The sequence below is a fragment of the Streptomyces sp. GbtcB7 genome, from assembly GCF_019091445.1.
Lineage (GTDB): Bacteria > Actinomycetota > Actinomycetes > Streptomycetales > Streptomycetaceae > Streptomyces > Streptomyces mirabilis.
The window spans coordinates 191,919-217,406 of sequence record NZ_JAGXJM010000007.1; the positions used below are offsets into that span (position 1 = coordinate 191,919).

Consider the following 25,488-nt stretch of genomic DNA (forward strand, 5'->3'; position numbering starts at 1 on the left):
GGGGACGAGAACGGGCCACGGAAAGGCTGATCCTCGGTGAGGCTTGTCGTCGATCTCAACCGCTGCCAGGGATACGCGCAGTGCGCGTTCCTGGCTCCCGATGTTTTCGCCATGCACGGGGACGAGTCCCTGCTCTACAACCCCGAGGTCGAGGAGGATCGGCGCGAGGACATGGCGCGGGCCGTGGCCGCGTGTCCCGTCCAGGCCATCATGGTGGACGCGAACTCCCCTGACGGGAACCCCGGAACCCACCGGGAGGCCGACCGGTGAGCGCCGACGGATCGCTGGACCGGCTCAAGCGTGAAGGTCGCATCGTCGTCGTCGGCGCCTCGCTCGCGGGACTTCGGGCCGCGGAGACCTTGCGGGAGAAGGGGTTCGCCGGTTCCCTCACGATGATCGGGGACGAGCCCTACGAGCCGTACGACCGACCGCCGTTGTCCAAGCAGGTCCTGCTGGGCAGGGCGACGGCGGACCGCACCGGCCTCCCCCGGCACCGCGCCATCGACGCGCAGTGGCGCCTCGGGGTTCCGGCCACCGGCCTCGACATGGCGGCCCGGCGGGTACGGCTGGCCGACGGCGACGAGGTGGAGTACGACCGGCTGCTCATCGCCACCGGTGTACGAGCCAGGCCCTGGCCCCAGGAGGACGAGGCGGAGCTCGACGGGGTGTTCGTGCTGCGGACCCGCGACGACGCCGAAGCGCTGGAGCGCTCGCTCGCGCAGGGCCCCCGCCGCGTGCTCGTCATCGGCGCCGGGTTCACCGGCTCCGAGATCGCCTCCGCCTGCCGGGAACGCGGGATCGCGGTCACCGTGGCCGAGCGGGCGGACGCGCCGCTGGTCGGAGCGCTCGGCGGAGTCGTCGGCCAGGTGGCCGCCGAGCTGCACCGCAAACACGGCGTCGACCTGCGCTGCGGCGTCATGGTGACCGGCCTGGAGGGCGACTCCGCGGGACACGTCCGCGCCGCGCATTTCTCCGACGGGAACACCATCGAGGCCGACGTGGTGGTCGTCTCCCTCGGTGCCCAGCGCAACACCGAATGGCTCGCCGGGTCCGGACTCGGCGCGGGTCCCCGCGGGATCGCCTGTGACGCCGGATGCCGGGCCTTCGACATCCGGGGCATCGTCACCGACGACATCTATGTGGCCGGCGATGTCGCACGGTCCCCGCACCCGCTGTTCGGATACCAGTTCCTGTCTCTGGAGCACTGGGGCAACGCCGTCGCCCAGGCCGAGACCGCCGCGCACAACATGCTGAGCGACAGTGCGGACCGCCGCCCCCACATCTGGGTGCCCGCCTTCTGGTCCTCCCAGTTCGGCGTGAACATCAAGTCCGTCGGGGTGCCGTCGATGGGCACCGAGATCCTCATCGCCCAGGGCTCCCGCAGCGAGCACAGGTTCACCGGCGTCTACGGCTACCAGGACCGCGTCATCGGCGCCGTCACCTTCGACCAGACGAAGTGGCTGCAGTTCTACCAACAGCTCATCGAGACCACGGCGCCGTTCCCGCCGGCCTCCCCCACCGTGGACCGCCGCCCCGAGGGGCAGCAGCCGATGCCCGCGGACTTCCCCGACCCGTCCGTGCCCACCCACGGCCCGACCGTCACCCTCAGCGGATACGCGCCGGACGACCGACGGCTGACGTTCACCCCCGCTCGGCACTGATCCGACGTTCCCTAGGACGCACCCATGACCGAAGCCATCCTGCGGCAGATCATCGACTACGCCCACCGCGCCAATCCGTATCCGCTGTACGAGGAGCTGCGCAAGACGCCGGTGTACCACGACGCGGACGGACCGTTCGTCCTCAGCAGGTACTACGACATCCAGAGCCTGCTCCACGATCCGCGCATCAGCTCCGACGCCCGCAATCTGAAGACGCCGGCGACCGCGAACCCGCTGGCCGCCGAAGCGGACGAGGAGACGGCCCTTCCGCCGAGCTTCCTGCGGCTCGACCCGCCGGAGCACGACCGGCTGCGGCGCATGACGAACCGGCCGTTCGGGCCGCCGCACTCCCCGCGGCGTGTCCACGAGATGCACGGCGAGCTGAAGGACATCGTCTCCGGGCTCATCGACGGCATCGACAACCCGGACCGGATCGATCTGGTCGACCAGTTCTCCTATCCCTTCCCCGTGACCGTGATCTGCCGGCTGCTGGGGGTGCCGCGCGAGGACGAGTCACGCTTCCACTCCTGGGCGGACACGATCGCCGCCAGCCTGGACCCCGTCCCGGGCGCCGACGCCGACGAGCGCGCCAAGGTCTCCCACAACGCCCGCACCGAGCTGGGCATGTATCTGGCCGGGCTCATCGAGGAACGCCGCAAGAAGCCCGGTGACGACATGCTGTCCCAGCTGTCCACGGCGGGAGGGCCGGACGGTGTCATGACGACGATGGAGGTCCTGAGCACCGCGGCGCTCCTGCTGATCGCCGGCCACGAGACCACGGTCAACCTCATCACCAACGGCATGCTGACCCTGCTGCGCAACCCCGACGTGCTCGAGCGGCTGCGCAAGGACCCGAATTTCGCCGTCCCCGTGGTCGAGGAGCTGCTGCGGTTCGAGCCGCCGGTGCAGCTGGTGCCGCAGCGCACCACCCTCGCCGACATCGAGGTCCGCGGGGTCACCATCCCCAAGGGCGCGTCACTGTGGCTGGTGCTGGCGGCGGGGAACCGCGACCCCGACCGCTTCGAGGATCCGGACCGCTTCAACCCGGACCGCGGGGACATCCAGCACCTCGGCTTCGGCAGCGGCATCCACAGCTGCTTCGGCGCCCCGCTCGCCCGCCTGGAGGCACAGCTCGCGCTGAGCGAGCTGGCCCGCAGACTGGAGAACCCCCGGCTGCTGGAGGACCCGCCGCCCTACCGGCAGAACGCGGTCCTGCGCGGCCCACGCCATCTACCGATCGCCTGCGACGGCATCCGCCCCTAGGGCCGCCTGGCCAGGGCCACTACCGCTGACCTGGGCTCCGGAGCGTGCGGGCGTTCCGGAGCCCGTCCGGACGGCGGGTAAACTCCGTCCACGTGACTGCCGCGCCTGCAAAGCCCCGTATCCCCAACGTCCTCGCCGGACGCTACGCCTCCGCCGAGCTCGCCACGCTCTGGTCCCCCGAGCAGAAGGTGAAGTTGGAGCGTCAGCTCTGGCTCGCCGTGCTGCGGGCGCAGAAGGACCTCGGGATCGAGGTCCCGGACGCCGCGATCGCCGACTACGAGCGCGTCCTCGACCAGGTCGACCTGGCCTCCATCGCCGAGCGCGAGAAGGTCACGCGGCACGACGTGAAGGCGCGGATCGAGGAGTTCAACGACCTCGCAGGGCATGAGCACGTACACAAGGGCATGACGTCCCGGGACCTCACCGAGAACGTCGAGCAGCTGCAGATCCGGCTCTCGCTGGAGCTGATGCGCGACCGCACGGTGGCCGTTCTTGCGCGGCTCGGCAAGCTGGCGGGCGAGTACGCCGAACTGGTCATGGCCGGCCGCTCGCACAACGTGGCCGCCCAGGCCACCACCCTCGGCAAGCGCTTCGCGACCGCCGCCGACGAGCTGCTCGTCGCGTACGGCCGCGTCGAGGAGCTGCTCGGCCGCTACCCGCTGCGCGGCATCAAGGGCCCGGTCGGCACCGCGCAGGACATGCTCGACCTGCTGGGCGGGGACGCGGCGAAGCTCGCCGAGCTGGAGCAGCGGATCGCCGGGCACCTCGGCTTCTCGCAGGCCTTCACCTCCGTCGGCCAGGTCTACCCGCGCTCGCTGGACTACGAGGTCGTGACCGCGTTGGTGCAGCTGGCGGCCGCGCCGTCCTCGACGGCCAAGACGATCCGGCTGATGGCCGGGCACGAGCTGGTGACCGAGGGCTTCAAGCCGGGCCAGGTCGGCTCCTCGGCGATGCCGCACAAGATGAACACCCGCTCCTGCGAGCGCGTCAACGGCCTCATGGTCATCCTGCGCGGCTACGCCTCGATGACCGGCGAGCTGGCGGGCGACCAGTGGAACGAGGGCGACGTGTCCTGCTCGGTGGTCCGCCGGGTCGCGCTGCCGGACGCGTTCTTCGCGCTGGACGGTCTGCTGGAGACCTTCCTCACCGTCCTCGACGAGTTCGGCGCCTTCCCGGCCGTCGTCGCGCGCGAGCTGGACCGCTACCTGCCCTTCCTCGCGACGACCAAGGTCCTGATGGGCGCGGTGCGCGCGGGCGTCGGCCGTGAGGTCGCGCACGAGGCGATCAAGGAGAACGCCGTCGCCTCCGCGCTCGCCATGCGCGAACAGGGCGCCGAGCGCAACGAACTCCTCGACAAGCTCGCCGCCGACGAGCGCATTCCGCTCGACCGCGCGCAGTTGGACGAGCTGATGGCCGACAAACTGTCGTTCACCGGTGCCGCCGCCGACCAGGTCGCCGCCGTCGTCGGCCGCATCGAGGAGATCGTGAAGCAGCACCCGGAGGCCGCGGGCTACACGCCGGGGGCGATCCTCTGACGCGGCTCACTCCCGCGGACCTCGAGGCCGCCCGCGACCGGCTGGTGCCGGATGTCGTCGGGGACGGCCTCAAGGTGCTTTTCTGTGGCATCAATCCGGGGTTGATGACCGCCGCCACGGGCCACCACTTCGCCCGTCCCGGCAACCGCTTCTGGCCTGTGCTGCATCTGTCGGGGTTCACGCCCCGGCTGATGAAGCCGTCGGAGCAGGGCGAGTTGCCGTCGTACGGGCTCGGCATCACGAACGTGGTGGCGCGCGCGACCGCCCGGGCCGACGAGCTGTCCGCGGAGGAGTACCGCGAGGGCGGACGGCTGCTGAGCGCGAAGGTGGAGCGACTGCGGCCGGGGTGGCTGGCGGTGGTGGGGGTGACCGCCTACAGGGCGGCCTTCGAAGACCGGAAGGCCGTGATCGGCCCGCAGGAGCGGACGATCGGGGACACCCGGGTCTGGGCGCTGCCCAACCCGAGTGGGCTCAACGCGCACTGGACGGCGGCGACGATGGCGGAGGAGTTCGGACGGTTGCGGGTGGCTGCGGCCGAGGGGTAGCGGATCAGGTCACGGCGGGTCGATCTCGGTGATCACGGCCAGGAGCTGGAACGGCCATTCCTTGTCCCACTGCGAGACACCGAGGGCGACCCAGCGGTCGTGCCCGGTCGCCTTCCAGAGGTGCACATCGGGCACATGCCCGCTCACGATGCCCCAGGGCTCGGGTATGTCCTCCCCGTCCATCGTCCGGTCGAGCACGCTCGACAGGCTGAAGACCTGCGGAGGCCCCCAGCGGTGGGTGAGCAGCACCGAAAGACCGTCCCGGTCGGCCTCGTACTGCTCCGCCGTCTCCTCCCGTGCCGTGCCGTCGTCCTCCCAGAATTCCTCGCTCGTCGCTAACTCGGCGATGTGGTAGCCGGGTCCCGCGTCGCCGACGTCCGAACGGCCGTGCTCACGGGGGAAGTCCTCGGAGCACAGCCTCAGGATGGTGGCGAGGTGCTGCGCGCTGGTCATGAGGTCCAGTAAAGCGGCTGCCACTGACAATTGCCGTGCCGTCAGGCGTCCCTGCGCCGTAGGCACCACGCACCCGCCGCGAGTGCCGCCGCCGTCCAGGCCGCGGTCACCATGAGCCCGGTCCAGGGGCCGAGGGCGCCGTCCCACGTCTCGTGGAGCACCACTTGGCCCGCCCGGTCGGGCAGGAAGTCGGCCACGCCGCCCGACATTCCACCGATCACGAAGGAGACGATCAGGAGGAACGGGACCAGGATGCCCAGCGTGGCGACCGCGCTGCGCAGTACGGCCGTGAGCCCGGCGGCGAACAGGGCCATCAGCGCCAGGTAGAGGCCGCAGCCCACAGCCCCGCGTACCCCTTCGCCCCACGTCAGACCGCTCGCCCTGGTTCCGAGGACCGCCTTGCCCACGAGCAGGCTCACGAGCCCTGACACCAGGCCGACGGCCAGCGCGGGCACCCCGATCGCCACCACTTTGGCCGTGAACCACCGTCCCCGCCGGGGCACCGCGGCCAGCGACACCCGCAGCGCGCCGCCCCGGAACTCGGCCGCGACGGCCTGCGCGCCGAAGGTGATCGCCGCGATCTGCCCGAAGCTCACGCCGAAGAACACCGAGAACAGCGGGTCGAAGTCCTGGCCCCCGGAGTCGTCGAGACCGGCGAGCGCGGAGAACGCCGCCGTCGCAAGGAGCACCGCGAGCGGTCCCGCGACGAGGGACCGCAGCGTACGGATTTTGATCCACTCCGCGTGAAGTACGGGTGCGAAGGTCATGAGCGGGCCTCCTGGGGCCGGGTGAGCGACGGTACGGCGGTGAACTCGGCTTCCGCGGCCGTCAGGTCGAGGTACGCCTCCTCCAACGTGCCCTCCTCCGCCGCGAGTTCGAGAATCGGCAGGCCCGCGCCGGAGGCGAGGAACCCGATGTCCTCCACACGTGCGTGCGGGACGGTCCACCGTCCGTCCGCATCCTCGACGGCCTCGTGACCGTGGCGCGCGAGCAGCGCGCCGAGAGCGGCGCCGTCCGTGGTGCACACCCGTACCCGAGGCCGCACGCGCGCGTGGATGAACTCCCGCAGGGGTGTGTCGGCGAGGAGCCTGCCCCGGCCGAGGACGACGAGGTGGTCGGCGAAGGACGCGGTCTCGTTCATGAGATGGCTGGAGACGAGCACCGTGCGGCCCTCACGGGCCAGTCGGCGCAGCACCTCGCGGATCCAGATGATCCCTTCGGGGTCGAGCCCGTTCGACGGTTCGTCGAGCAGCACCACGGGCGGGTCACCGAGGAGCGCGGCCGCGATGCCCAGGCGCTGTCGCATGCCCAGGGAGTACGTCTTCACCCTGCGCCGCGCCACGGACTCGAGCCCCGACTCCTCCAGCACGTTGTCCACCCGCCGTTCGGGGATGCGGTTGCTCGCGGCGAGCGCCCGCAGATGGTCGCGCGCGGTGCGCGAGCCGTGCGCGGCCCCTGCGTCGAGCAGTGCTCCGACCCGGCGCAGGGGCTCGTCGAACGAGGCGTAGGGCCGGCCGCCGACGGTGGCGGCGCCGGACGTGGGCCGGTCAAGACCCAGGACGAGCCGCATGGTGGTGGACTTTCCGGCGCCGTTGGGTCCGAGGAAGCCGGTGACGCGGCCGGGAAGCACGCTGAAGGTGAGGTCGTCCACGGCGCGCAGACTGCCGTACTCCTTGGTCAGGTTCTGGACGTCGATGCTGGTCATGGCCCCAGCCTGGCGGCCTTTCCGCGGTCGGTACTCCCCCGCCGGTGGAGATCGTCTCCCCCGCTCGGGGGAAGCCGGTTGCCGGGGCCGGCTGGGACGATGGCGCGATGGCCCGCTTTCTGCGCCCGTTGTGCCTGGGGACCACCTACACGCGCCTGCTGCATCTGTGGGTGCCGATGCTGTTCGTCAGTGTGTGGCTGTTCATCGACATGTCGAGACCGTGGGTGCCCGCGGTGTTGTTGATCCCGCTGGGGCTGGTCCCGGCCGTGCGGCGGGGCGAGGGCGTGCAGGCGCGGTACATGCTGGCGCCGGACGAGCCGCGGGAGCGGGGCGACCGGGACGCGGCGATCTCGGTCGCGCCGTCTGCGACCTGGCGGGACCGGCTGCGGACCGTGCTGTGGCTCGAAGTACGGATGGGCCTCGGGGCGGTGACGACGGGGGTCACCGTCTGGATGCCGGTGACCGCCGTCGAACTGGCCGGGGCCGCCTGCGGTCGCCCCGTCGACATCACACTGCTGCCGGTGTCGCCCCCGCCGTGGGCCTGCGCCCTGCTCGTACCCGTGCCGCTGCTCGCGCTGTACGGCGCGGTCGTCGGCCTCGGCGAGCTGGTCACGGTCATCGCGCGCCGGCTGCTGGGCCCCTCCCCCGCCGAGCGCATCGCCGCCCTGGAGGAACGCACCGAACAGCTCCTGGAACGCACGCGCATCGCCCGTGAGCTGCACGACTCGATCGGGCACGCGCTGACCGTGGCGGTGGTGCAGGCGGGCGCGGCACGGGCGGCCGGCGACCCCGCGTTCACCGACCGGGCGCTGCTCGCCATCGAGGACACCGGCCGGGCCGCCCTGGAGGACCTGGAGCGCGTGCTCGGCGTGCTGCGCGAGGTGGGGCGCCCCGCGAGCGGCCGACCCACGCTGAGCGAGGCGGACCGGCTCCTGGAGTCGGCGCGCGGCTCGGGTGCGAAGGTGGACGCCGAGGTGACGGGTGCGTTGGAGACCGTGCCGGGACCGGTCTCCCGCGAGGGCTACCGCATCCTCCAGGAGTCCCTGACCAATGTGCTGCGGCACGCGGGGAGCGTGCCGGTGCGGGTCCGTATCGAGGTCGACGACGGCACTCTGGGCCTCGAGGTCCGCAATCCGCTGACGGCCGGGATATCGGGGCCGGGCCGCGGCAGTGGCCTGCGGGGCATACGGGAGCGGGCGGCGCTGCTCGGCGGGCGGGCGCGGACCGGGCCGGACGGGGGTGACTGGCAGGTACGGGTCGAGCTGCCGTTGCGCTGATCTACGCTGACCGGATGCCGGTCACCGTTCTCCTCGTCGACGACGAACCGCTCGTCCGCGCGGGTCTGCGGGCCGTCCTGGCGGCGCAGCCCGACATCGAGGTCGTCGGAGAGGCGGCCGACGGCGCCGCGGTGATCCCGCTCGTGCGGCAGTTGCGGCCGGACGTCGTCGCCATGGACGTCCGCATGCCGCTCATGGACGGCATCGAGGCAACGCGCGCGGTCCTGCGGATCGTGAGCGATCCTCCGAAGATCCTCGTAGTGACCACGTTCGAGAACGACGAGTACGTCTACGAGGCGCTGCGCGCGGGTGCCGACGGTTTTCTGCTGAAGCGGGCCAGGCCTGCCGAGATCGTGCACGCCGTGCGGCTCGTCGCGGAGGGCGAGTCGCTGCTGTTCCCGGCGTCCGTACGGCAGTTGGCGGCCGAGTACGGGGACGGCGGCGGGAATCCGGCGGCGCGGGCGGCCATGGAGCGGGCCGCGCTGACCGAGCGTGAGGCGGAGGTGCTGCGGCTGATGGCCCGGGGGCTGTCGAACGCGGAGATCGCCGGGCGGCTGATCGTCGGGACCGAGACGGTCAAGTCGCACGTCAGCGCCGTACTGGCGAAGCTGGGAGCCCGGGACCGTACGCAGGCGGTCATCGCGGCGTACGAGTCGGGGTTCGTTGCCCCCGGCTGAAACGGCGGTCCGCCGGTGGCCGAAGCGACCGGTCGGTAGCAAAGGAGGTCCCCGGCTCTCGCCGGGGCGCGCCGCGCCGAGTACGATCCGGCCAACACGCGCACGAGCTGGGAGGACGGACGTTGGGGCGGTTGACCGGCGGGGACCCCTCTCTGCTGCGAAGGATCAATTCCGCGGTGGTGCTGCACGCGTTGCGCGCCACGGACTGCGCGACGCTGACCGAGATCACCCGGGTGACCGGCTTGTCCCGGCCCACGGTCGAAGGTGTCGTGGAAGGGCTGATCGAGGCCGGGCTCGTGGTCGAGAAGGCGGCCGAGGAGGGCGCGGCACGGCGTCAGGGCCGTCCCGCGCGGAGGTTTCGGTTCCGGGCCGAGGCGGGACATCTGCTGGGCCTGGAGATCGGTCCCCATCGCGTCGCCGGGCTTCTCGCCGATCTGGACGGCCGGGTGCTGGGCGCCATGTCCAAGGAGGTGGACGAGACCGCGTCGGCGGACGAGCGGCTGGAACGGCTGCGCACGGCGGTCGCCGATCTGCTGCGTCGCGCGGGTGTCGCGCGCAGTTCTCTGCGTGCGGTCGGCGTGGGCAGCCCGGGGATCGTCGAGGCGGACGGCACCGTGCGCCTGGGCACGGCGCTGCCGGAGTGGACGGGGCTGCGCCTGGGCGACCGGCTGAACCGTTCCTTCAAATGCCCGGTGCTCGTCGAGAACGACGCCAACGCGGCGGCGGTCGCCGAGCACTGGAAGGGCTCGGCGACGGAGTCGGACGATGTGGTGTTCGTGCTGGCCGGGCTGAGCCCGGGGGCCGGTTCGCTGATCGGCGGGCGGCTGCACCGGGGATACGGGGGCGCCGCCGGGGAGATCGGGGCGCTCCATCTGCTCGGCCGCGGAGCCACTCCCGAGACGCTGCTGTCGACCACGGACGAGCCCCTGCACCCGCTCGACGAGCAGGCCGTCGCCGAGGTCTTCGCGCTGGCCAAGGGCGGTGACCAGCGGGCTCGCGCGGCGGTCGACCGCTTCATCCAGCGCCTCGTGCACGACGTGGCGGCCCTCGTCCTCGCCCTCGACCCGGAACTGGTCGTCGTCGGCGGCTGGGCGGCGGGTCTGGACGGCGTACTGGAACCGCTGCGGCGCGAGCTGGCGCGCTACTGTCTGCGCCCGCCCAAGGTGGCGCTCTCCCTGCTGGGCGAGGCGGCCGTCGCGACGGGCGCCCTGCGGCTGGCCCTCGATCATGTGGAGGAGCAGCTGTTCGCGGTCGAGGGGACCGTGACCGCACGCCGCTGACCAGCGGTCTCACGGGTACGGGAAAGCCGTCATGCCCCGGAGTGTTCCGGGGCATGACGGCTGAGACCTCGGGGCTGTCGTCTGGAGCAGGCCTGGGCCGCGGCTCAGGAGGCCCGGCGCTCGGGGTCGTGGTGGATCTCCACGCCGCCTGAGTCGCCGAAGGTCAGCCGGCAGGTGTCGGCGCGGTACGTGGCCACGGAGACCGCGGCGGTACGCCCCTCGGCGAAGTAACGGGTCGTGACGACGAGGACGGGCGCGCCGGGCAGCCGGTCCAGCTCCTTGGCGTCGTCCGCGCGGGCCGAGCCGAGCTCCACGGCGCGGTCCTGGCCCTCCAGGTCGAGGTGCTGCAGTTCGCGCAGCACGGCACGGGCGAGGGTCGCCCCCGACGGGGCGTCGATCGCGGGCAGGCCGGGCACCGAGGACGCCGGGATGTAGAGCAGCTCGGCGGCGACCGGCTGGCCGTGCGTCACACGGGAGCGGCGGATCGTGTGCACCTGGTCGTCGGGGTCCGTCTCCAGGACCTCGGCCACCGCGGCGGGCGGGACCGCCACCGCGCAGTCCACGGGCCGCCAGGCGTCGCCGACCGCGCCCGGCCACACATGCTGCTCGGTTCCGACGGCCACGCCCACGCGCGGCGGGGCGACGGTCGTGCCCACCCCGCGGCGGCGCTGCAGTCGCCCTTCGAGCTCCAGCTGCTCCAGCGCCTGGCGCAGCGTGGCGCGGGCGACGCCGAACCTGGCCGCGAGGTCGCGTTCGTTGGGCAGGATCTCGCCCACGGAGAACTCGGAGTCCAATGCCTCGGTGAGCACCGTCTTGAGATGCCAGTACTTCGGCTCCGGCACCGTTTCCAGCTGCGTGGTCCCCACCCTGTCCTCCGCAATCGCCGTGGCCCGGCGGCGTTTTAGCGCCCTTGTTTATTAAAGGTTCTTGCACTATCCCTGCGACCATAGGGCCGCCCCCACCCTTGGTCAAGACCAATCCTCGATCCCTTACGGATTGCGGAGGCGCGTTGCCGCACAGCGTTCACAGGGCGTTCGCGCGGGGTGACGTCCGTGACACAACGTCGAAAGCCCCCGTCCAGAAGACGGGGGCTTTCGAGGGGCCCCAAGGGGACCGCAGTGACTACTGGTTGCCCAGGGACACCAGCTTCTCGGGGTTGCGCACGATGTAGATGCACTGGATCCGGCCGTCCACGACATCCAGCTGGACGGTGCTGTCGGGCTTGTCGCCGGAGAGGACGAGGAGCGCGGCGCCCGCGTTGAGCTCCAGGGAGCGGTACGACAGGTCGGGAACACCCTGCTGGGCGACGGCGTACAGGAAGCGGCCCACCTTGTCGGCGGTTTCGATGACCCGCAGCGGCGCCTTGGACAGTCCGCCGCTGTCGCCGATCAGGCGGACGTCCGGGGCCAGCAGGGACATGAGCCCCTCCAGGTCTCCTCCGGCCGCCGCCGCGAGGAACCGCTCGGTCAGGTCGCGGCGTTCGGCCGGGTCGACCTCGTAGCGCGGGCGTCGTTCCTCGACGTGCTTGCGTGCCCGTCCGGCGAGTTGGCGCACGGCGGGCTCGCCCCGGTCGAGGACGGCGGCGATGTCCGCGTACGGGTAGCCGAACGCCTCTCTGAGGACGAACACCGCGCGTTCCAGGGGCGACAGGGACTCCAGGACGACGAGGACGGCGAGCGAGACGGAGTCGGCGAGCACGGCCCGCTCGGCGGTGTCGGGGGCGGTGTCCCCGAAGTCGGTGACGTACGGCTCGGGAAGCCACGGTCCCACGTACGCCTCGTTGCGCGACCGCACCTGGCGCAGCCGGTCGACGGCGAGCCGGGTGGCGATGCGCACCAGGTAGGCGCGTGGTTCGCGCACCTCGGTCCGGTCGGCGCCGGACCAGCGCAGCCAGGCTTCCTGGACGACGTCCTCGGCGTCGGCCACCCGTCCCAGCATGCGGTAGGCGACGCCCATCAGGACGGGGCGGTGCTCTTCGAAGACCTCGGTCGCGGTGTCGATGGTCACGGCTCCATCCCATCCCGGCACATCCCGCCGTGTCCAGGCGGCGCCGGCGAACGCTTCGGTCTCGTGGCTACCGGGGGCTACCCGTCGGTAGCAGTTGCTGACAAGCTGTCTACGAAGACGGTTCGTCAACGTGCCACCAGACGAGGAGCAGCATCATGTCCGCCACGGTCTCCTTCAGCCTTCCCTCCGCGCACGGTCCGCGGACCGTGACCATGTCCTACGCGCGCGTGGGCACCGGCGAACCGCTGCTCCTGCTGCACGGCATCGGCCACCACCGGCAGGCCTGGGACCCGGTCGTGCACATCCTGGCCGCCGAACGCGAGGTGATAGCCGTCGACCTGCCCGGGTTCGGCGAGTCCCCGGCGCTGCCCGACGGGCTCAGGCACGACCTCGGGACGGTGGTGCCCACGCTCGGCGCGCTGTGCGAGGCGCTGGAGATCGAGCGTCCGCACGTGGCAGGCAACTCCCTGGGCGGCCTGCTGGCCCTGGAGTTGGGCCGCGAGAAGCTCGTACGGTCCGTCACCGCGATCTCGCCCGCCGGGTTCTGGTCGCCGGTCGAGCGGCGTTACGCCTTCGGTGTGCTGCTCGCCATGCGGCAGGGCGCGCGGCGCCTGCCGCTCCCGGTGATCGAGCGGCTCTCCCGCTCGGCGGCCGGGCGGGCCGCCCTGACCAGCACCATCTACGCCCGGCCCGGCCGCCGTTCACCCGAGGCCGTGGTCGCCGAGACCCTCGCGCTGGCCCGCGCCGAGGGCTTCGCCGACACCCTCCGGGCTGGCACCACCGTCCAGTTCACGGACGACATCCCGGGACTGCCCGTCACCGTGGCCTGGGGCACCCGGGACCGGCTGCTGGTGCGCCGCCAGGGAATCCGGGCCAAGCACATTATTCCCCGGGCCCGGCTGGTGCGGCTGCCGGGCTGCGGTCACGTCCCGATGAACGACGACCCGGCGCTCGTCGCCCGTGTGATCCTCGACGGCAGCCGCTGACCGACGCCGGGTGAGGCGCCACGCGCCGGAGCCCAGGACGACGCCCGCGCCGACCAGGGCGCTGCCCGCGGCCTGCGCGGCGCCGTACGCGCCGGTGCCGACCAGCGGCGCCGTGCAGGCCGCGGCGACGGGGATGAGCCCGGAGAAGAGCGTGGCGCGCTCCGCGCCGATGCGCTGCATGCCCATGTACCAGCACACGAAGCCGACGACCGTGACGACCGCCGCCTGCCACAACAGCGCGGCGGCCTCGGTGGTGTCCGGAATCCGCAGCCACGCGCCGCCGGTGAGGCGCGCGGTGAGGATCCCGGCCACCGCCGACTCGACCGCGGCGATCCCGCAGACGGTGGCCGACAGCAGCCGGGGGCCGAGCGGGCGCAGCACCGGTACGGCGAGCACCGCGAAGCCCACCTCGCCCGCGAGCGCGCACACGGAGTACGCGATCCCCGTGCCGTCGGTGCGGCCCCAGCCCTGGACCGTGAAGGCGCCCACCGCGACGAGCGACGCCCCGTACAGGACCGGGCGTTGGGGCCGGCGGCCCTCAAGAAGGGGGACGACAACGGCCACGACCACCGGGGCGCAGCCCACGAAAACGCCCGGAACGGCTGGTTCCGCGGTGCGTTCGGCGGCGATCACGGCGAGGTTGAAGCCGACCATGCCGACGGCCGCGAGCAGCGCGAGGCGCCCCCACCGGCGTGCCGCGAGCCGCCGCAGCGGTGCCGTGCCACCCCGTCCGACCAGCGGCAGGAGCAGCACGCAGGCGAGACCGTAGCGAAGGAACTGACCCCCCGCGTACGGGTAGTGGCCCAGGACGCTGTTGGCGGTGAAGGAGCCTCCGACGAGGACGCAGGCGAGGGCGGCGAGCAGCGACCCGCGGAGGGTGGTGGTGTTCATGACGGTGACGCTACGAAGGGCGGCGGTCCGGTTTAAGGTCCACTTTCATGACGCCATCGGGGACCACATGACGCCGTCGGGGGCCGCATGGGAGCTGCTTGTGCCGGCCGCTTCGGCACCGGCACGCGCGCGTGGGCGCGCTTTGCAGGCCGCGCTGCGCGAGGCGGTCCGCACGGGGCGGCTCGCGCCGGGCACCCGGCTGCCGTCCAGCCGCGAGCTCGCCGCCGACCTCGGGGTGTCGCGGGGGCTGGTCACGGAGGCGTACGAGCAGTTGACCGCGGAGGGGTATCTGCGCAGCGACCGGGGCGCGGGGACCTGGGTCGGCGGCGCCGCCCGGGCGGCCCACCCGCGCGCGCGTGACCTCGCACCGCGCCCCGCCGGGGCCCGCGCCGACTTCCTTCCCGGGACACCGGATCTGTCCCTGTTCCCGCGCGCCGCCTGGGCGGCCGCCCAGCGCGGGGTCCTCACCGAACTGCCCCACCAAGCCCTCGGCTACCCGGATCCGCGCGGTCTGCCCCGGCTGCGCACCGCCCTCGCCGAACTGCTCGCACGGCGCCGCGGCGTGGTCGCGGACCCCGAGCGCGTCATCGTGGTCTCCGGGGTCGCGCAGGCGACGACCCTGCTCGGATTCGTGCTCCACGCGCGCGGGGTGCGCGCGATCGGCGTCGAGGACCCCGGAAGCCCGGAGCACGGCGCCCTCTACGCCTCGGCCGGCCTCGACGCCGTACCGCTGCCGCTGGACGGCGAAGGGCTGGCCACCGGGCCGCTGAAGGAGTCGGGCGTACGGGCGGTGGTGACCACGCCCGCCCACCAGTTCCCGTCGGGGATCGCCTACTCGGCGCGGCGCCGCACGGAACTCCTCGACTGGGCGCGCTCGGTGGACGGTCTGGTGGTCGAGGACGACTACGACGGGGACTTCCGCTACGACCGTGCTCCCGTGGGGGCGCTTCAAGGGCTCGATCCCGAGCGCGTCGCCTACACGGGGTCGGTCAGCAAGTCGCTCGCGCCCGGGCTGCGGCTCGGCTGGCTGCTCGTACCGGCGGCGCTCGCCGAGGAGGTCGTCGAGCGCAAGCGCACCATGGATCTGGGGAACCCCGTCGTGGACCAGGCGCTCCTGGCCCGCTTCGTGGAACGGGGCGACTACGACCGGCAACTGCGCCGCTGCCAGCGCGCCTACCGGGAACGGCGCGACACCCTCGTATCCGCCCTGGAGGAGCACTTTCCCGGTACCGAGGTGTCCGGGATCGCGGCGGGTCTGCATGTCATCGCCGCGCTGCCCGGGAGGTACGGGCCGCCGGAGTACTTCCTGGAGCGAACCGCGGCGGCGGGGGTGGCCGTGCGCCCGCTGGCGGACTACGGGCGGACGGTCGAGCGCGCCGACGTACGGCTGGTGCTCGGTTACGCCCATCAGTCCCCCGCGCGGATCCGCGACGGCGTACGTCTGATGGCGCAGGCGCTGCGCGCCTGACCGCTGAAGGGGCGTCCGGGTGAGTGGGTAGCCGGAGCATCCGTGGGACGTGCGCGCTCGGAGGCGGACGTCGCCGCCCTTGTCGGCGGGGCCAGTTGTTCACTTGTGGTTTCCGTGTGCGCTGCGGCGCACCCGTAGTTGTGGCTAGGCACACCGGCCGACTCCGTCCCTGGAGGCGCATTCATGTCACACCGCCCGCAAAGCCCTCTCCCTCTCCCCGGTCGCCGCGGCGTCCTGCGCGGATCCCTCGCCGCTTCCGCGGCCCTGGCTCTGCCCACCGCACTCGGCTCGGCCCCGGCGTTCGCGCTGTCCGGGCGGCCCAAGGCGGGGTGGGGTGTCCAGGCCGGAGACGTGAGCGCGCACTCCGGCCTGGTGTGGGTCCGCTCGGACCGCCCCGCCCGGATGATCGTCGAGACGTCCGCGACCGAGGCGTTCCGCAACCCGCGCAGATGGCACGGTCCGCTGCTCGGCGCGGACTCCGACTTCACCGGTACGACACGGCTGCACGGACTGCCCTCCGGCGAGCAGATCCACTACCGCGTACTGCTGGCCGACCCCGACGACCCGCGCCGTACGGGCGAGCCGGTGACCGGCACCTTCCGCACCGCGCCCGCGAAGCGGCGCCAGGACGTCCGGTTCGTCTGGTCCGGTGACCTGGCCGGACAGGGCTGGGGCATCAACGAGTCCATCGGCGGTTACCGGATCTTCGACGCCATGGCGAAGGTGGACCCGGACTTCTTCCTGTGCAGCGGCGACAACATCTACGCCGACGGCCCGATCTCCGCCACGGCGCCGCTTCCGGACGGCAGCCTGTACCGGAGCATCACCACCGAGGAGAAGTCGCACGTCGCGGTCACCCTGGCCGACTACCGTGGCAACTTCCGCTACAACCTGCTGGACTCGGCGCTGCGCCGGTTCAACGCCCGGGTTCCGAACATCATCCAGTGGGACGACCACGAGGTCCGCAACAACTGGTACCCGGGTGAGGTCATCGGGTCCGGCACCCCCTATCCGGCCGGCACGAAACTCGACGACCTGGCCGTCCGTGCCCGGCGGGCGTTCTCGGAGTACTTCCCGATCTCCACCGTCGGCGGACGCCCGGACGGACGGATCTACCGGACCGTCCACCACGGCCCGCTCCTGGACGTGTTCGTCCTGGACATGCGGACCTACCGGAACGCCAACTCGCCCGACGACCAGACGACCGACCCGCAGGGCATCCTCGGCCGCGAACAGCTGGAGTGGCTCAAGCGCGAGCTGGCCGCGTCGCGCGCGGTGTGGAAGGTCATCGCCGCCGACATGCCGCTCGGCCTGGTCGTGCCCGACCCGGTCGAGGGCAAGCCGAACATCGAGGCCGTCGCCCAGGGCGACCCGGGCGCACCGCTCGGCCGCGAGCTGCAGATCGCCGAGCTGCTGCGGTTCATCAAGCACCGGCGGATCACCGGGACCGTGTGGCTGACGGCCGACGTCCACCACACCTCGGCACAGCACTACGACCCTTCGCGGGCCGCTTTCAAGGACTTCGAGCCGTTCTGGGAGTTCGTCTCCGGACCGCTCAACGCGGGCGCCTTCCAGGCGAACGCCCTGGACGGCACCTTCGGCCCCGACCGGGTCTTCGTCAAGGCTCCCGCCACCGCCAATGTCTCGCCGGCGGACGGTTACCAGTTCTTCGGCGAGGTCGACATCGACGGCGACAGCGGGGAGCTGACGGTGCGGCTGCGCGACCTGGACGGCACGGTGCTGTTCACACAGGTGTTGCAGCCTGGGCGCGTGGGTCAGTAACGGCGTCCAACTCCCGTACCCTCGAAGGGTCGGGCCGCGCACCGGAGTCATCCCCCGGTGCGCGGCCGCTCTCGTGACCAGCCACGTAAGCCAGGTGATCCGAGGCAGGCAAAACAAGGGCAAAAAGAACCGCAAAAAGGATAGAACGACACTTTACCGATCAGTCACAGACCGTTCGTGATCACGCAACACCATTCCTTCACAGTGGTTGCATGACTCCAGACATGTCTGATGTGACCCGGGCGAAGCACGGACGCCCCGTCCACCACTGGCGACGCGACGTGGTCGAGCTCGCCGCCCTGTTCACGGCCGTCGCGGTCGCCGACGCCGTCGCCAACCTGATCGGACACGGCCCCGACGGCCCGACCCTGCTGGTGATCTCGTCCGCGGTCCTGGTGGCCACGGCCGGATTCCACACATGGTGGGCACGCCGCCACGGTCACGCGCCTCCCGCGGGCGATACCGGTGCCCGGACCCTCGCCATAGGGCGAGAGGCCGGGCAGGCCCACCGGGCCACGGCGGCCCCGGAGGCCGTCACGGGAGAGACCGTCCTGTGGCGGATGCGGACGACGGTGAAGGACGAGCCGGGTTCACTGGCCGCGCTGTGCGTGGCGCTGGCCCACCAGCGGGTCGACATCCTGAGCCTGCAGACGCACCCGCTCGCCGAAGGCACGGTCGACGAGTTCCTGCTGCGCGCGCCCGTCGAACTGAACGCGTCCGAGATCACCCGCTCCGTCTCGCTGGCGGGCGGCACCGGGACCTGGATCGAACGGGCCGACGCCCACGACCTGGTGGACGCTCCGACGCGCGTCCTGGGGCTGGCCACGCGCACGGCTTTGGACGCCGCGGAACTTCCGCTCGCCCTCCGGCAGTTGCTCGGTAGGTGCACCATTCGTTCGCTGCCCGCCCGCTCCCCCGGGTCGGGTCGGGCGGAAGAGGGTGCGCCGGTCGAAGGAGTGCTGGAAGACACGGTGATGCGGTTGCGCGCACCGGAGGGTGGGGTGATCACGGTGGAACGGCCGTATCTGCCGTTCACGCCGACCGAGTTCGCTCGGGCGCGGGCGTTGGTCGAGCTGGACGCGCGGCTGGGTCCGCGCATCCCGCTCCACCAGGACATGCTGACACTTCCGGAGGGCAACGCGATCACCGTGCGTCGCGCCGACGTCTCCGATGTCGCCGCGGCGAAGGCGATGCACGAGCGCTGCTCCCCGCGCACGTTGAGCATGCGCTACCACGGGCCGGTCGGTGACGCGGACCGCTATCTGAACCACCTGCTCAGCCCGCGCTTCGGACGCACCCTCGCCGTGCAGACGGCGTCGGGACGCGTCGTCGGGCTCGGCCATCTCCTCTGGGACGGCGACGAGACGGAGATCGCGCTGCTCGTCGAGGACGACTGGCAGCGGCGCGGGATCGGCGCCGAACTGCTCGGCCGGCTCGTGACGATGGCCGTCGAGGCGGGCTGCGAGAGCGTGTACGCCGTCACGCAGGCCTCCAACACCGGCATGGTCGCCGCCATGCGCGGCCTGGACCTCCCCCTCGACTACCAGATCGAGGAGGGCACCCTCGTCATCACGGCCCGCCTGGACGCCACACCGGTGACCTCCCGACTGCCGTACGACCAGGAGCAGAAGCAGGGCCAGAAGAAGTAGGACGGACACCGGGAGGCCCCGGGCACCCTGCCCGGGGCCTCTCCCTGGTCACCGCCCCAGCGCACCGTCCAGATCGGCCCACAGGTCCTCCACGTCCTCCAGTCCCACCGACAGGCGCAGCAGCCGGTCACCGACCCCCGACTCGCGGCGGTCGTCCGCGGCCACGATGCGGTGGCTGATGGACGCCGGATGCTGGATCAGGCTGTCGACACTGCCGAGGCTCACCGCCGGGGTGATCAGGCGGACCCCGGCGATGACCTCGTGCGGGTCGCCGTGGACCTCGAAGGCGATCATGGCACCGCCGATCCGCGGATAGTGGACGCGGTCGACGCGCGGATCGGCGGCGAGCCGGCGGGCGAGTTCGGCGGCGTTGGCGGACGCGGCCCGGACCCGTACGGGCAGGGTCGACAGGCCGCGCAGCAGCAGATATCCGGCCAGCGGATGCAGCACGCCCCCGGTCGCGAACCGCACTTGGCGCAGCCCCCGGGCGAACTCCTCGTCGCAGGCGACCACTCCGGCCATGACGTCCCCGTGTCCGCCCAGGTACTTGGTGGCGCTGTGCAGGACCAGGCGGGCCCCCTGCTCCGCGGGGCGTTGCAGCACGGGTGTGGCGAAGGTGTTGTCGGCGAGCAGCGGAACGGACCCGCAGGCGTGCGCCACGGCGCGCAGGTCGAGTTCGGCGAGCGTCGGATTGGCCGGGGACTCGACCATGACGAGGCCGGTGTCGGGGCGCAGGGCGTCCGCGATGCCCGCCGGGTCGACCCAGGTGACCTCGGAGCCCAGCAGCCCGGCGGTGAGCAGGTGGTCGCTGCAGCCGTACAGGGGCCGTACGGCGACGACATGGCGCAGGCCGAGCGCGTTGCGCACGAGCAGGACGGCGCTCAGCGCGGCCATGCCACTCGCGAAGGCGACCGCGCTCTCGGATCCTTCGAGGCGGGCGAGGGCGGTCTCGAAACGGGCGACGGTCGGGTTGCCGAGGCGCCCGTAGACGGGCGGGCCCTCCGGCTCGGCGCCGTCGGCCGCGAACGCGTCGATGCGAGCGGCTTCGCCGCGGCTGTCGTACGAGGGGTAGGTCGTGGACAGGTCGATGGGCGCGGCGTGCAGTCCCAGCCGGGCGAGGTCCTCCCGCCCTGCGTGCACGGCCTCGGTGGCGAGGGCACGCGGCGCGAGGGCACGGGTGCCCTGAACGTCGTAGAGGTCGTCCCGACCGTCATAGGAGTCGCCCTGAGCGTCGCAGGAGCCGTCCTGAACTTCGTATGCGTCGTGCACCACGGATTCCATGCACAGCAGACTGAACACCGGCCGGGACCCCGGACGCACACTCCGTGTTACGTTCGGGCCATGGCCGAATCTGTCGTACTCGATCCGGTGGATCTTCATCTGCTGCGGCTGCTCCAGAACGACGCACGGACGACGTACCGCGATCTCGCCGCGCAGGTCGGAGTCGCGCCCTCGACCTGCCTGGACCGGGTGACGAGGCTGCGCCGTGCCGGGGTGATTCTCGGCCATCAGCTGCGCCTCGATCCGGCGAAGCTCGGGCGGGGCCTGGAAGCCCTGCTGTCCGTGCAGGTCAGACCGCACAGCCGCGAGTTGGTCGGGCCGTTCGTGGAGCGGATCAGGGCGCTGCCGGAGTCCCGGACCGTCTTCCACCTCACCGGGCCCGACGACTACCTCGTCCTGGTCGCCGTCGCGGACATGGCCGACCTGCAACGGCTGGTCCTCGACGAGTTCACGTCCCGGCGCGAGGTGGCCCGGGTGGAGACCCGGTTGATCTTCCAGCAGTGGGACTGCGGCCCGCTGCTCCCGCCCTTCCCGACCTCGGCTTCGTCCTCATCCTCGGCCCCGACCTCGGCTTCGGCCTCGGCAAAATCAGGCTGATGCCGGCCCCATGCCCGGTCGACCGGGCTGACGCGGCACCCGTCCTCGTATGAGGATGTCGGCATGTCAGAGACGAAGAGCCCGCTGCCCCGCGAGGTCGCCGACGCGTATGTCGACGATCTCATCGCCCTCGATCCGGTCCTCGGTACCTACCTCGGTGTGAAGGAGAGTGCCGACAAGCTCCCCGACACCTCGCCCGCGGGGCAGGAGGCCGTCGCGGAGCTGGCGCGGACGACGCTCGCCCGGCTCGACGAGGCGGAGCGGCAGCCGGGGGCGGAAAGCGACATCGAGCGCCGCTGCGCCCGGCTGCTGCGCGAGCGGCTCACCGCCGAACTGGCCGTCCACAACGCCGACGAGGGCCTGCGGGCCGTCGGCAACATGCAGACGGCCGCGCACTCCGTGCGCCAGGTGTTCACCATCGCCCCAACGGAGACGGACGAGGACTGGGCCGCGATCGCCGAGCGGCTGCGCGCGGTGCCGACCGCCCTTACGGGGTACCGCGAGTCCCTCGCCCTCGGCCTGGAGCGCAAGCTGTACGCGGGCCCGCGCCCCACCGCGACCTTCATCGAGCAGCTCACCGAGTGGTCGGACCCGGACGGGCAGGGCCGTGGCTGGTTCGAGGACTTCGTGTCCGCGGGGCCCGACGCCCTGCGGGACGAGCTGGACACGGCCGCCCGGACGGCCACGCAGGCCCTGGTGGAGCTGCGCGACTGGATGCGTGACGTCTACGCGCCCACGATCGAGGGCGCGCCGAACACGGTGGGCCGCGAGCGGTACGCGCGCTGGGCACGCTACTTCAACGGTACGGATCTCGACCTCGACGAGGCGTACGCGTACGGCTGGTCCGAGTACCACCGGCTCCTCGCGGAGATGAAGTCCGAGGCCGAGAAGATCCTGCCCGGCGCCGAGAACCCCTGGGTGGCGCTCGCGCACCTCGACGAGCACGGCAGGCACATCGAGGGCGTCGACGAGGTCCAGACGTGGCTCCAGGGAGTGATGGACCGGGCGATCGACGCGCTGGACGGCACCCACTTCGAACTCGCCGAGCCGGTGCGGAAGGTGGAGTCGCGCATCGCGCCGCCCGGCGGTGCGGCGGCCCCGTACTACACCGCGCCGTCCGCGGACTTCTCGCGGCCCGGCCGCACCTGGCTGCCCACCATGGGGCAGACCCGCTTCCCCGTCTACGACCTCGTCTCGACCTGGTACCACGAGGGCGTCCCCGGCCATCACCTCCAGCTCGCCCAGTGGGTGTACGTGGTCGACGACCTCTCGCGCTACCAGGCCACCGTCGGTCTCGTCAGCGCCAACGCCGAGGGCTGGGCGCTGTACGCGGAGCGGCTGATGGACGAGCTCGGCTTCCTGGAGGACGCGGAGCAGCGGCTCGGCTACCTGGACGCGCAGATGATGCGCGCGGCCCGGGTCATCGTCGACATCGGCATGCACCTGGAACTGGAGATTCCGGCGGACTCCCCCTTCCACCCGGGCGAGCGCTGGACCCCGGAGCTGGCGCAGGAGTTCTTCGGCGCGCACAGCAGCCGTCCGGCGGACTTCGTGGAGAGCGAGCTCACCCGCTACCTCTCCATCCCGGGTCAGGCCATCGGCTACAAGCTCGGTGAGCGGGCCTGGCTGCTGGGCCGCGAGAACGCGAAGAAGCGGCACGGCGCCGCCTTCGACGCCAAGGCCTGGCACATGGCGGCCCTGTCCCAGGGTTCGCTGGGCCTGGACGACCTGGTGGACGAACTGTCCCGGCTCTGACGGACACCGACGACGGCCGGGCTCACCACGACGACCGAGCCCGGCCGCCGCATATCAAGTACGCCGCGTATCAAGTACGGGGAGTACCGGAACTACTGGGCGTGTTCGGCGTGTTCGGCATGCTCGGAGCACAGGCAGCCGACGCCCTTCTCGATCCACTCCCGGCCGACCCACTCCGGGTGCCGTTCGAGCATCAGCGCCGAGATCTCCTCGACGATCGTCCGCTCGTCCACGGCGGAGTCGCGGCGGGCCCACGTCTCGTCCCGCAGCAGCCGCAGGTAGTCGCGCACGTCGGCCAGCAGCCCCGCACCGCCGACCTCGCCGTGGCCGGGCACCACGATCCGGGGAGCCTTCGCCGCCAGCCTCTCCATCACCGCGATCCAGCGGGTCCCGGACACGTCGGTGTCGTACGGCGGGAACCAGGGGAAGATGGCGAACTGCCCGGCTTCCACGAGGTCCCCCGTGAACAGGACGTCCGCATCCGGCACCCTGACCACCTGGTCGCCCCTGCTGTGGGCCCGGCCGGTGGCCCGCAGCTGCACCACCCGCCCGCCCAGGTCCAGGTCGTACGCCTGGTCGTAGACGACATCGGGCCGCGCCGGTTCGACGCCCTGGAGCCGGCGCTCGACCGGCTTGCCGAGCCCCTTGAACATCTCCAGGTAACCCGGCCCCTTCACCTTCAGGTCCTCGGCCTGGTCCCGGTTGAGCAGGAACGTCGCTTCCTCGGCGAAGACCTGCGCCCCGAAGGCGTGCTCGGGGTGAAAATGCGTCGTCGTCAGGTAGATCCGACGTCCCTTGGCATAGTCGGCCGCGAACTCCAGCACCCTTTCGGCGTTGCTCGGGCCCATGCCGGTCTCGACGACGAGCACGGCACCATGACCGCCGATCACGCCGATGTTGGGCACGAGCTGCACCCGCCGGTCGGGGATGACCACCAGGTCACGGGCCAGCTCCTGAACACCCTCGACGTGCACGACGGGATCCGTCGTCACCGCTTCCTCAGACACTGCGACTCCTCGGTGTTGCGCTGAGCCACCAGTCCAGCGCGGGACGTCCGGGGGCGTCCAACACCGATCTCGCAACCCCGATACCGCGCGGGTATCGTCGCAGTTGAGCGAACTCGAGGGAGCGGCTCGGGACGGCGATGGAGCGATGATGGAGCTGCGGACCTTGCGCTACTTCGTGGCGGTCGCCGAAGAACTCCACTTCGGCCGGGCCGCCGCGCGACTGCACATGACCCAGCCCCCGCTGAGCCGGGCCGTCAAGCAGCTGGAGACCGACCTCGGCTGCGAACTGCTGCGCCGCTCGCCCACGGGCGTCACCCTCACCCCGGCCGGGGCCCTCCTCCACGACGAGGCGTGCACCCTGCTGGCGCGGGCCGACCAGGCCCGGGCCCGGGTGGCCGCCGCGGCCGGCACGGCCACCCTGACCATCGGCACCCTCGCCGACAGCGCCGAGCAGGTCGGCACCCGGCTGGCCGTCGCCTACCGGCACCAACACCCCGCCGTGCGCATCCGCATCCGCGAGGCCGACCTGACCGACCCGACCATCGGACTGCGGGCCGGCCTCGTCGACGTGGCCCTGACGCGGGCGCCGTTCGACGACACCGGCATCAGCACCCGCGTGCTGCGGTCGGACCCGGTCGGTGTGGTCCTGCGCGCCGACGACCCGCTGGCCGACCGCGACCGACTGCGCCTGGACGAACTCGCCGACCGCCGCTGGTTCCGGTTCCCGGAGGGCACGGACCCGGTGTGGCAGGCCTTCTGGACGGGCCCGCCCGGCGCCGACGGCCGCCGTGACGGTCCCGTCATCCGCACCGCCCACGAATGCCTCCAGTCGGTCCTGTGGAACGACACCGTCGGACTGATGCCCCTCGCCCACTCCCAGACCCTGCCCGAGGGCCTCACGGTGATCCCCTTGGCGGACGCGCCGCCCAGTGACCTGGTCATCGCGTGGAACAGCGCCCACACCACCCCGCTCATCCGCTCGTTCGTCAGCCTCGCGACGGCCCTCACGCGCTCCTAGGAGCGGTCAGCAGCCACAGTCCGGCGCGTCCACCGGAGCCGTCAGCGGGTCCGCCGCGCGCCGCGCGCCTCCCTCCCAGGTCTCGTACGCGAAGCCTTCGCGCACCCAGTACTCGAAGCCCCCGAGCATCTCCTTGACCGGGAAGCCGAGTTCGGCGAGGGCGAGAGCGGCACGGGTCGCGCCGTTGCAGCCGGGTCCCCAGCAGTAGGTGACGACGGGCACCGACCTGTCGAGGAGCTGTTCGGCCTGCTCGGGGATGAGCGCGGTGGGGAGGTGGATCGCACCGGGCACGTGACCCTGGTCCCAGGACGCGGTGGAGCGGGAGTCGAGGACCACGAAGCCGGGGTCGCCGCCCGCCGCGAGGGCGGAGGCGACGTCGGAGACATCGGCGTGGAAGGCGAGGCTCGCGCCGAAGTGGGCGACGGCTGCGGCCGGGGACGCCGGGGCGACCCGCAGCACGGGGTTCGTCCTGGTCGCGGCGCTGGTCACAGTGGTGTCGACGGTCACAGTCATGGTCCGGCCTTCCCTCCCTGCCCCGCCTGACCGGCACCCTCGCGGCACCGGCCCCACGGGGCCTCCTGGCCAGAAATCTACGGCCGGTGGTCCTCTTCCTGAAGTGGGGATCCACGGCATCGCTCTTGATCGGCCGGG

The 25,488-nt window shown here is 72.1% G+C and carries 23 protein-coding genes and 1 pseudogene; 15 read left to right on the forward strand and 9 right to left on the reverse strand.

All coding sequences use genetic code 11. The annotated features are described in order from the left end of the window. Positions 1-36 precede the first annotated feature (36 nt). The 5 genes from KVT44_RS14300 (at position 37) to mug (ending at position 5,004) form a co-directional block, all read left to right on the forward strand. The gene (locus tag KVT44_RS14300) at positions 37-270 is read left to right on the forward strand and encodes a ferredoxin (RefSeq protein ID WP_099924038.1); all 234 of its coding nucleotides are present in this window, start codon (positions 37-39) and stop codon (positions 268-270) included. Then, positions 267-1,661: an FAD-dependent oxidoreductase gene (locus tag KVT44_RS14305; RefSeq protein WP_217567332.1), complete on the forward strand. Its 1,395-nt coding sequence runs from the start codon at positions 267-269 to the stop codon at positions 1,659-1,661. The genes KVT44_RS14300 and KVT44_RS14305 overlap by 4 nt, the downstream gene beginning before the upstream one ends. Before the next feature lie 24 nt (positions 1,662-1,685). Continuing rightward, positions 1,686-2,924, forward strand: a complete 1,239-nt coding sequence (locus tag KVT44_RS14310; protein ID WP_217567333.1) for a cytochrome P450 — start codon at positions 1,686-1,688, stop codon at positions 2,922-2,924. A 92-nt stretch (positions 2,925-3,016) separates the two neighbouring features. Continuing rightward, positions 3,017-4,459: an adenylosuccinate lyase gene (gene purB / locus KVT44_RS14315; RefSeq protein ID WP_054229009.1), complete on the forward strand. Its 1,443-nt coding sequence runs from the start codon at positions 3,017-3,019 to the stop codon at positions 4,457-4,459. Beyond that, complete coding sequence (gene mug / locus KVT44_RS14320; protein WP_217567409.1) at positions 4,456-5,004, forward strand: G/U mismatch-specific DNA glycosylase; 549 nt, start codon at positions 4,456-4,458, stop codon at positions 5,002-5,004. Before purB ends, mug begins: the two co-directional genes overlap by 4 nt. A 9-nt stretch (positions 5,005-5,013) precedes the next feature. Here the strand turns inward: mug and KVT44_RS14325 are convergent, their stop codons facing one another. From KVT44_RS14325 to KVT44_RS14335, 3 genes are read right to left on the reverse strand one after another with little or no spacing between them, the layout of a single operon-like run. Beyond that, on the reverse strand, positions 5,014-5,457 hold the full coding sequence (locus KVT44_RS14325; protein ID WP_101407877.1) for a hypothetical protein: 444 nt from the start codon (positions 5,455-5,457) through the stop codon (positions 5,014-5,016). 41 nt (positions 5,458-5,498) lie between these two features. Next, positions 5,499-6,224, reverse strand: coding sequence for an ABC transporter permease subunit (locus KVT44_RS14330; protein ID WP_217567334.1), 726 nt, complete (start codon positions 6,222-6,224; stop codon positions 5,499-5,501). Further along, positions 6,221-7,162, reverse strand: a complete 942-nt coding sequence (locus KVT44_RS14335) for an ABC transporter ATP-binding protein (RefSeq protein ID WP_217567335.1) — start codon at positions 7,160-7,162, stop codon at positions 6,221-6,223. The genes KVT44_RS14330 and KVT44_RS14335 overlap by 4 nt, the downstream gene beginning before the upstream one ends. Positions 7,163-7,269: 107 nt before the next feature. On the opposite strand from KVT44_RS14335, the gene KVT44_RS14340 reads away from it, so the two are divergent. The 3 genes from KVT44_RS14340 (at position 7,270) to KVT44_RS14350 (ending at position 10,396) form a co-directional block, all read left to right on the forward strand. Continuing rightward, complete coding sequence (locus KVT44_RS14340; RefSeq protein ID WP_217567336.1) at positions 7,270-8,439, forward strand: sensor histidine kinase; 1,170 nt, start codon at positions 7,270-7,272, stop codon at positions 8,437-8,439. Between the two features lie 14 nt (positions 8,440-8,453). Next, entirely contained in the window at positions 8,454-9,116 is a 663-nt protein-coding gene (locus tag KVT44_RS14345; protein WP_217567337.1) for a response regulator transcription factor, read from the forward strand. A 122-nt stretch (positions 9,117-9,238) separates the two neighbouring features. Continuing rightward, entirely contained in the window at positions 9,239-10,396 is a 1,158-nt protein-coding gene (locus tag KVT44_RS14350) for an ROK family transcriptional regulator (RefSeq protein WP_099924029.1), read from the forward strand. Positions 10,397-10,500: 104 nt separating this feature from the next. On the opposite strand, the gene KVT44_RS14355 is transcribed toward KVT44_RS14350, so the two are convergent. Continuing rightward, a complete protein-coding gene (locus KVT44_RS14355; protein WP_190169131.1) occupies positions 10,501-11,262 on the reverse strand; it encodes a GntR family transcriptional regulator in 762 nt (253 codons plus the stop codon). A 256-nt stretch (positions 11,263-11,518) separates the two neighbouring features. Further along, positions 11,519-12,403 (reverse strand): RNA polymerase sigma-70 factor, encoded by an 885-nt coding sequence (locus tag KVT44_RS14360; protein WP_217567338.1) that lies wholly within the window; start codon positions 12,401-12,403, stop codon positions 11,519-11,521. A 155-nt stretch (positions 12,404-12,558) separates the two neighbouring features. Between KVT44_RS14360 and KVT44_RS14365 the strand changes: the two genes are divergently transcribed. Further along, positions 12,559-13,389: an alpha/beta fold hydrolase gene (locus KVT44_RS14365; RefSeq protein ID WP_075025299.1), complete on the forward strand. Its 831-nt coding sequence runs from the start codon at positions 12,559-12,561 to the stop codon at positions 13,387-13,389. A gap of 45 nt (positions 13,390-13,434) precedes the next feature. On the opposite strand, the pseudogene KVT44_RS14370 reads toward KVT44_RS14365, so the two are convergent. Further along, positions 13,435-14,280: pseudogene (locus KVT44_RS14370) on the reverse strand (DMT family transporter); the annotation flags it as partial. A 67-nt stretch (positions 14,281-14,347) separates the two neighbouring features. Between KVT44_RS14370 and KVT44_RS14375 the strand changes: the two are divergent. From KVT44_RS14375 to KVT44_RS14385, 3 genes are all read left to right on the forward strand, one after another. Further along, positions 14,348-15,748 carry a PLP-dependent aminotransferase family protein gene (locus KVT44_RS14375; RefSeq protein WP_217567339.1) on the forward strand — a complete coding sequence of 467 codons (1,401 nt, stop codon included), beginning with the start codon at positions 14,348-14,350 and terminating at the stop codon, positions 15,746-15,748. Between the two features lie 183 nt (positions 15,749-15,931). Continuing rightward, on the forward strand, positions 15,932-17,530 hold the full coding sequence (locus tag KVT44_RS14380; protein WP_217567340.1) for an alkaline phosphatase: 1,599 nt from the start codon (positions 15,932-15,934) through the stop codon (positions 17,528-17,530). A 224-nt stretch (positions 17,531-17,754) separates the two neighbouring features. After that, positions 17,755-19,179 (forward strand): GNAT family N-acetyltransferase, encoded by a 1,425-nt coding sequence (locus KVT44_RS14385; protein WP_217567341.1) that lies wholly within the window; start codon positions 17,755-17,757, stop codon positions 19,177-19,179. Positions 19,180-19,227: 48 nt separating this feature from the next. On the opposite strand, the gene KVT44_RS14390 is transcribed toward KVT44_RS14385, so the two are convergent. After that, the gene (locus KVT44_RS14390; RefSeq protein WP_217567342.1) at positions 19,228-20,559 is read right to left on the reverse strand and encodes a PLP-dependent aspartate aminotransferase family protein; all 1,332 of its coding nucleotides are present in this window, start codon (positions 20,557-20,559) and stop codon (positions 19,228-19,230) included. On the opposite strand from KVT44_RS14390, the gene KVT44_RS14395 reads away from it, so the two are divergent. Both KVT44_RS14395 and KVT44_RS14400 read left to right on the forward strand, forming a co-directional pair. Then, positions 20,521-21,057 (forward strand): Lrp/AsnC family transcriptional regulator, encoded by a 537-nt coding sequence (locus KVT44_RS14395; RefSeq protein ID WP_217567343.1) that lies wholly within the window; start codon positions 20,521-20,523, stop codon positions 21,055-21,057. The genes KVT44_RS14390 and KVT44_RS14395 overlap by 39 nt on opposite strands. A 63-nt stretch (positions 21,058-21,120) precedes the next feature. Further along, entirely contained in the window at positions 21,121-22,812 is a 1,692-nt protein-coding gene (locus KVT44_RS14400; protein WP_217567344.1) for a DUF885 domain-containing protein, read from the forward strand. A gap of 92 nt (positions 22,813-22,904) precedes the next feature. Here the strand turns inward: KVT44_RS14400 and KVT44_RS14405 are convergent, their stop codons facing one another. Beyond that, positions 22,905-23,819, reverse strand: a complete 915-nt coding sequence (locus tag KVT44_RS14405) for an MBL fold metallo-hydrolase (protein WP_308314000.1) — start codon at positions 23,817-23,819, stop codon at positions 22,905-22,907. Between the two features lie 148 nt (positions 23,820-23,967). Here KVT44_RS14405 and KVT44_RS14410 point away from each other — a divergent pair, with 148 nt between their 5' ends. Continuing rightward, on the forward strand, positions 23,968-24,837 hold the full coding sequence (locus tag KVT44_RS14410) for a LysR family transcriptional regulator (protein ID WP_217567411.1): 870 nt from the start codon (positions 23,968-23,970) through the stop codon (positions 24,835-24,837). Positions 24,838-24,843: 6 nt separating this feature from the next. On the opposite strand, the gene KVT44_RS14415 is transcribed toward KVT44_RS14410, so the two are convergent. Then, positions 24,844-25,350, reverse strand: a complete 507-nt coding sequence (locus KVT44_RS14415; RefSeq protein WP_217567345.1) for a rhodanese-like domain-containing protein — start codon at positions 25,348-25,350, stop codon at positions 24,844-24,846. Positions 25,351-25,488 lie beyond the last annotated feature (138 nt).

What these genes read in the sequence shown, in the direction of transcription:
- KVT44_RS14310 (WP_217567333.1), top strand. Translation starts at nt 1,686, where the DNA reads ATGACCGAAGCCATCCTGCGGCAGATCATCGACTACGCCCACCGCGCC.
- KVT44_RS14325 (WP_101407877.1), bottom strand. Translation starts at nt 5,457, where the DNA reads ATGACCAGCGCGCAGCACCTCGCCACCATCCTGAGGCTGTGCTCCGAG.
- KVT44_RS14330 (WP_217567334.1), bottom strand. Translation starts at nt 6,224, where the DNA reads ATGACCTTCGCACCCGTACTTCACGCGGAGTGGATCAAAATCCGTACG.
- KVT44_RS14335 (WP_217567335.1), bottom strand. Translation starts at nt 7,162, where the DNA reads ATGACCAGCATCGACGTCCAGAACCTGACCAAGGAGTACGGCAGTCTG.
- KVT44_RS14340 (WP_217567336.1), top strand. Translation starts at nt 7,270, where the DNA reads ATGGCCCGCTTTCTGCGCCCGTTGTGCCTGGGGACCACCTACACGCGC.
- KVT44_RS14345 (WP_217567337.1), top strand. Translation starts at nt 8,454, where the DNA reads ATGCCGGTCACCGTTCTCCTCGTCGACGACGAACCGCTCGTCCGCGCG.
- KVT44_RS14365 (WP_075025299.1), top strand. Translation starts at nt 12,559, where the DNA reads ATGTCCGCCACGGTCTCCTTCAGCCTTCCCTCCGCGCACGGTCCGCGG.
- KVT44_RS14375 (WP_217567339.1), top strand. Translation starts at nt 14,348, where the DNA reads ATGACGCCGTCGGGGGCCGCATGGGAGCTGCTTGTGCCGGCCGCTTCG.
- KVT44_RS14380 (WP_217567340.1), top strand. Translation starts at nt 15,932, where the DNA reads ATGTCACACCGCCCGCAAAGCCCTCTCCCTCTCCCCGGTCGCCGCGGC.
- KVT44_RS14385 (WP_217567341.1), top strand. Translation starts at nt 17,755, where the DNA reads ATGTCTGATGTGACCCGGGCGAAGCACGGACGCCCCGTCCACCACTGG.
- KVT44_RS14395 (WP_217567343.1), top strand. Translation starts at nt 20,521, where the DNA reads ATGGCCGAATCTGTCGTACTCGATCCGGTGGATCTTCATCTGCTGCGG.
- KVT44_RS14390 (WP_217567342.1), bottom strand. Translation starts at nt 20,559, where the DNA reads ATGAAGATCCACCGGATCGAGTACGACAGATTCGGCCATGGCCCGAAC.
- KVT44_RS14400 (WP_217567344.1), top strand. Translation starts at nt 21,121, where the DNA reads ATGTCAGAGACGAAGAGCCCGCTGCCCCGCGAGGTCGCCGACGCGTAT.
- KVT44_RS14410 (WP_217567411.1), top strand. Translation starts at nt 23,968, where the DNA reads ATGGAGCTGCGGACCTTGCGCTACTTCGTGGCGGTCGCCGAAGAACTC.
- KVT44_RS14415 (WP_217567345.1), bottom strand. Translation starts at nt 25,350, where the DNA reads ATGACTGTGACCGTCGACACCACTGTGACCAGCGCCGCGACCAGGACG.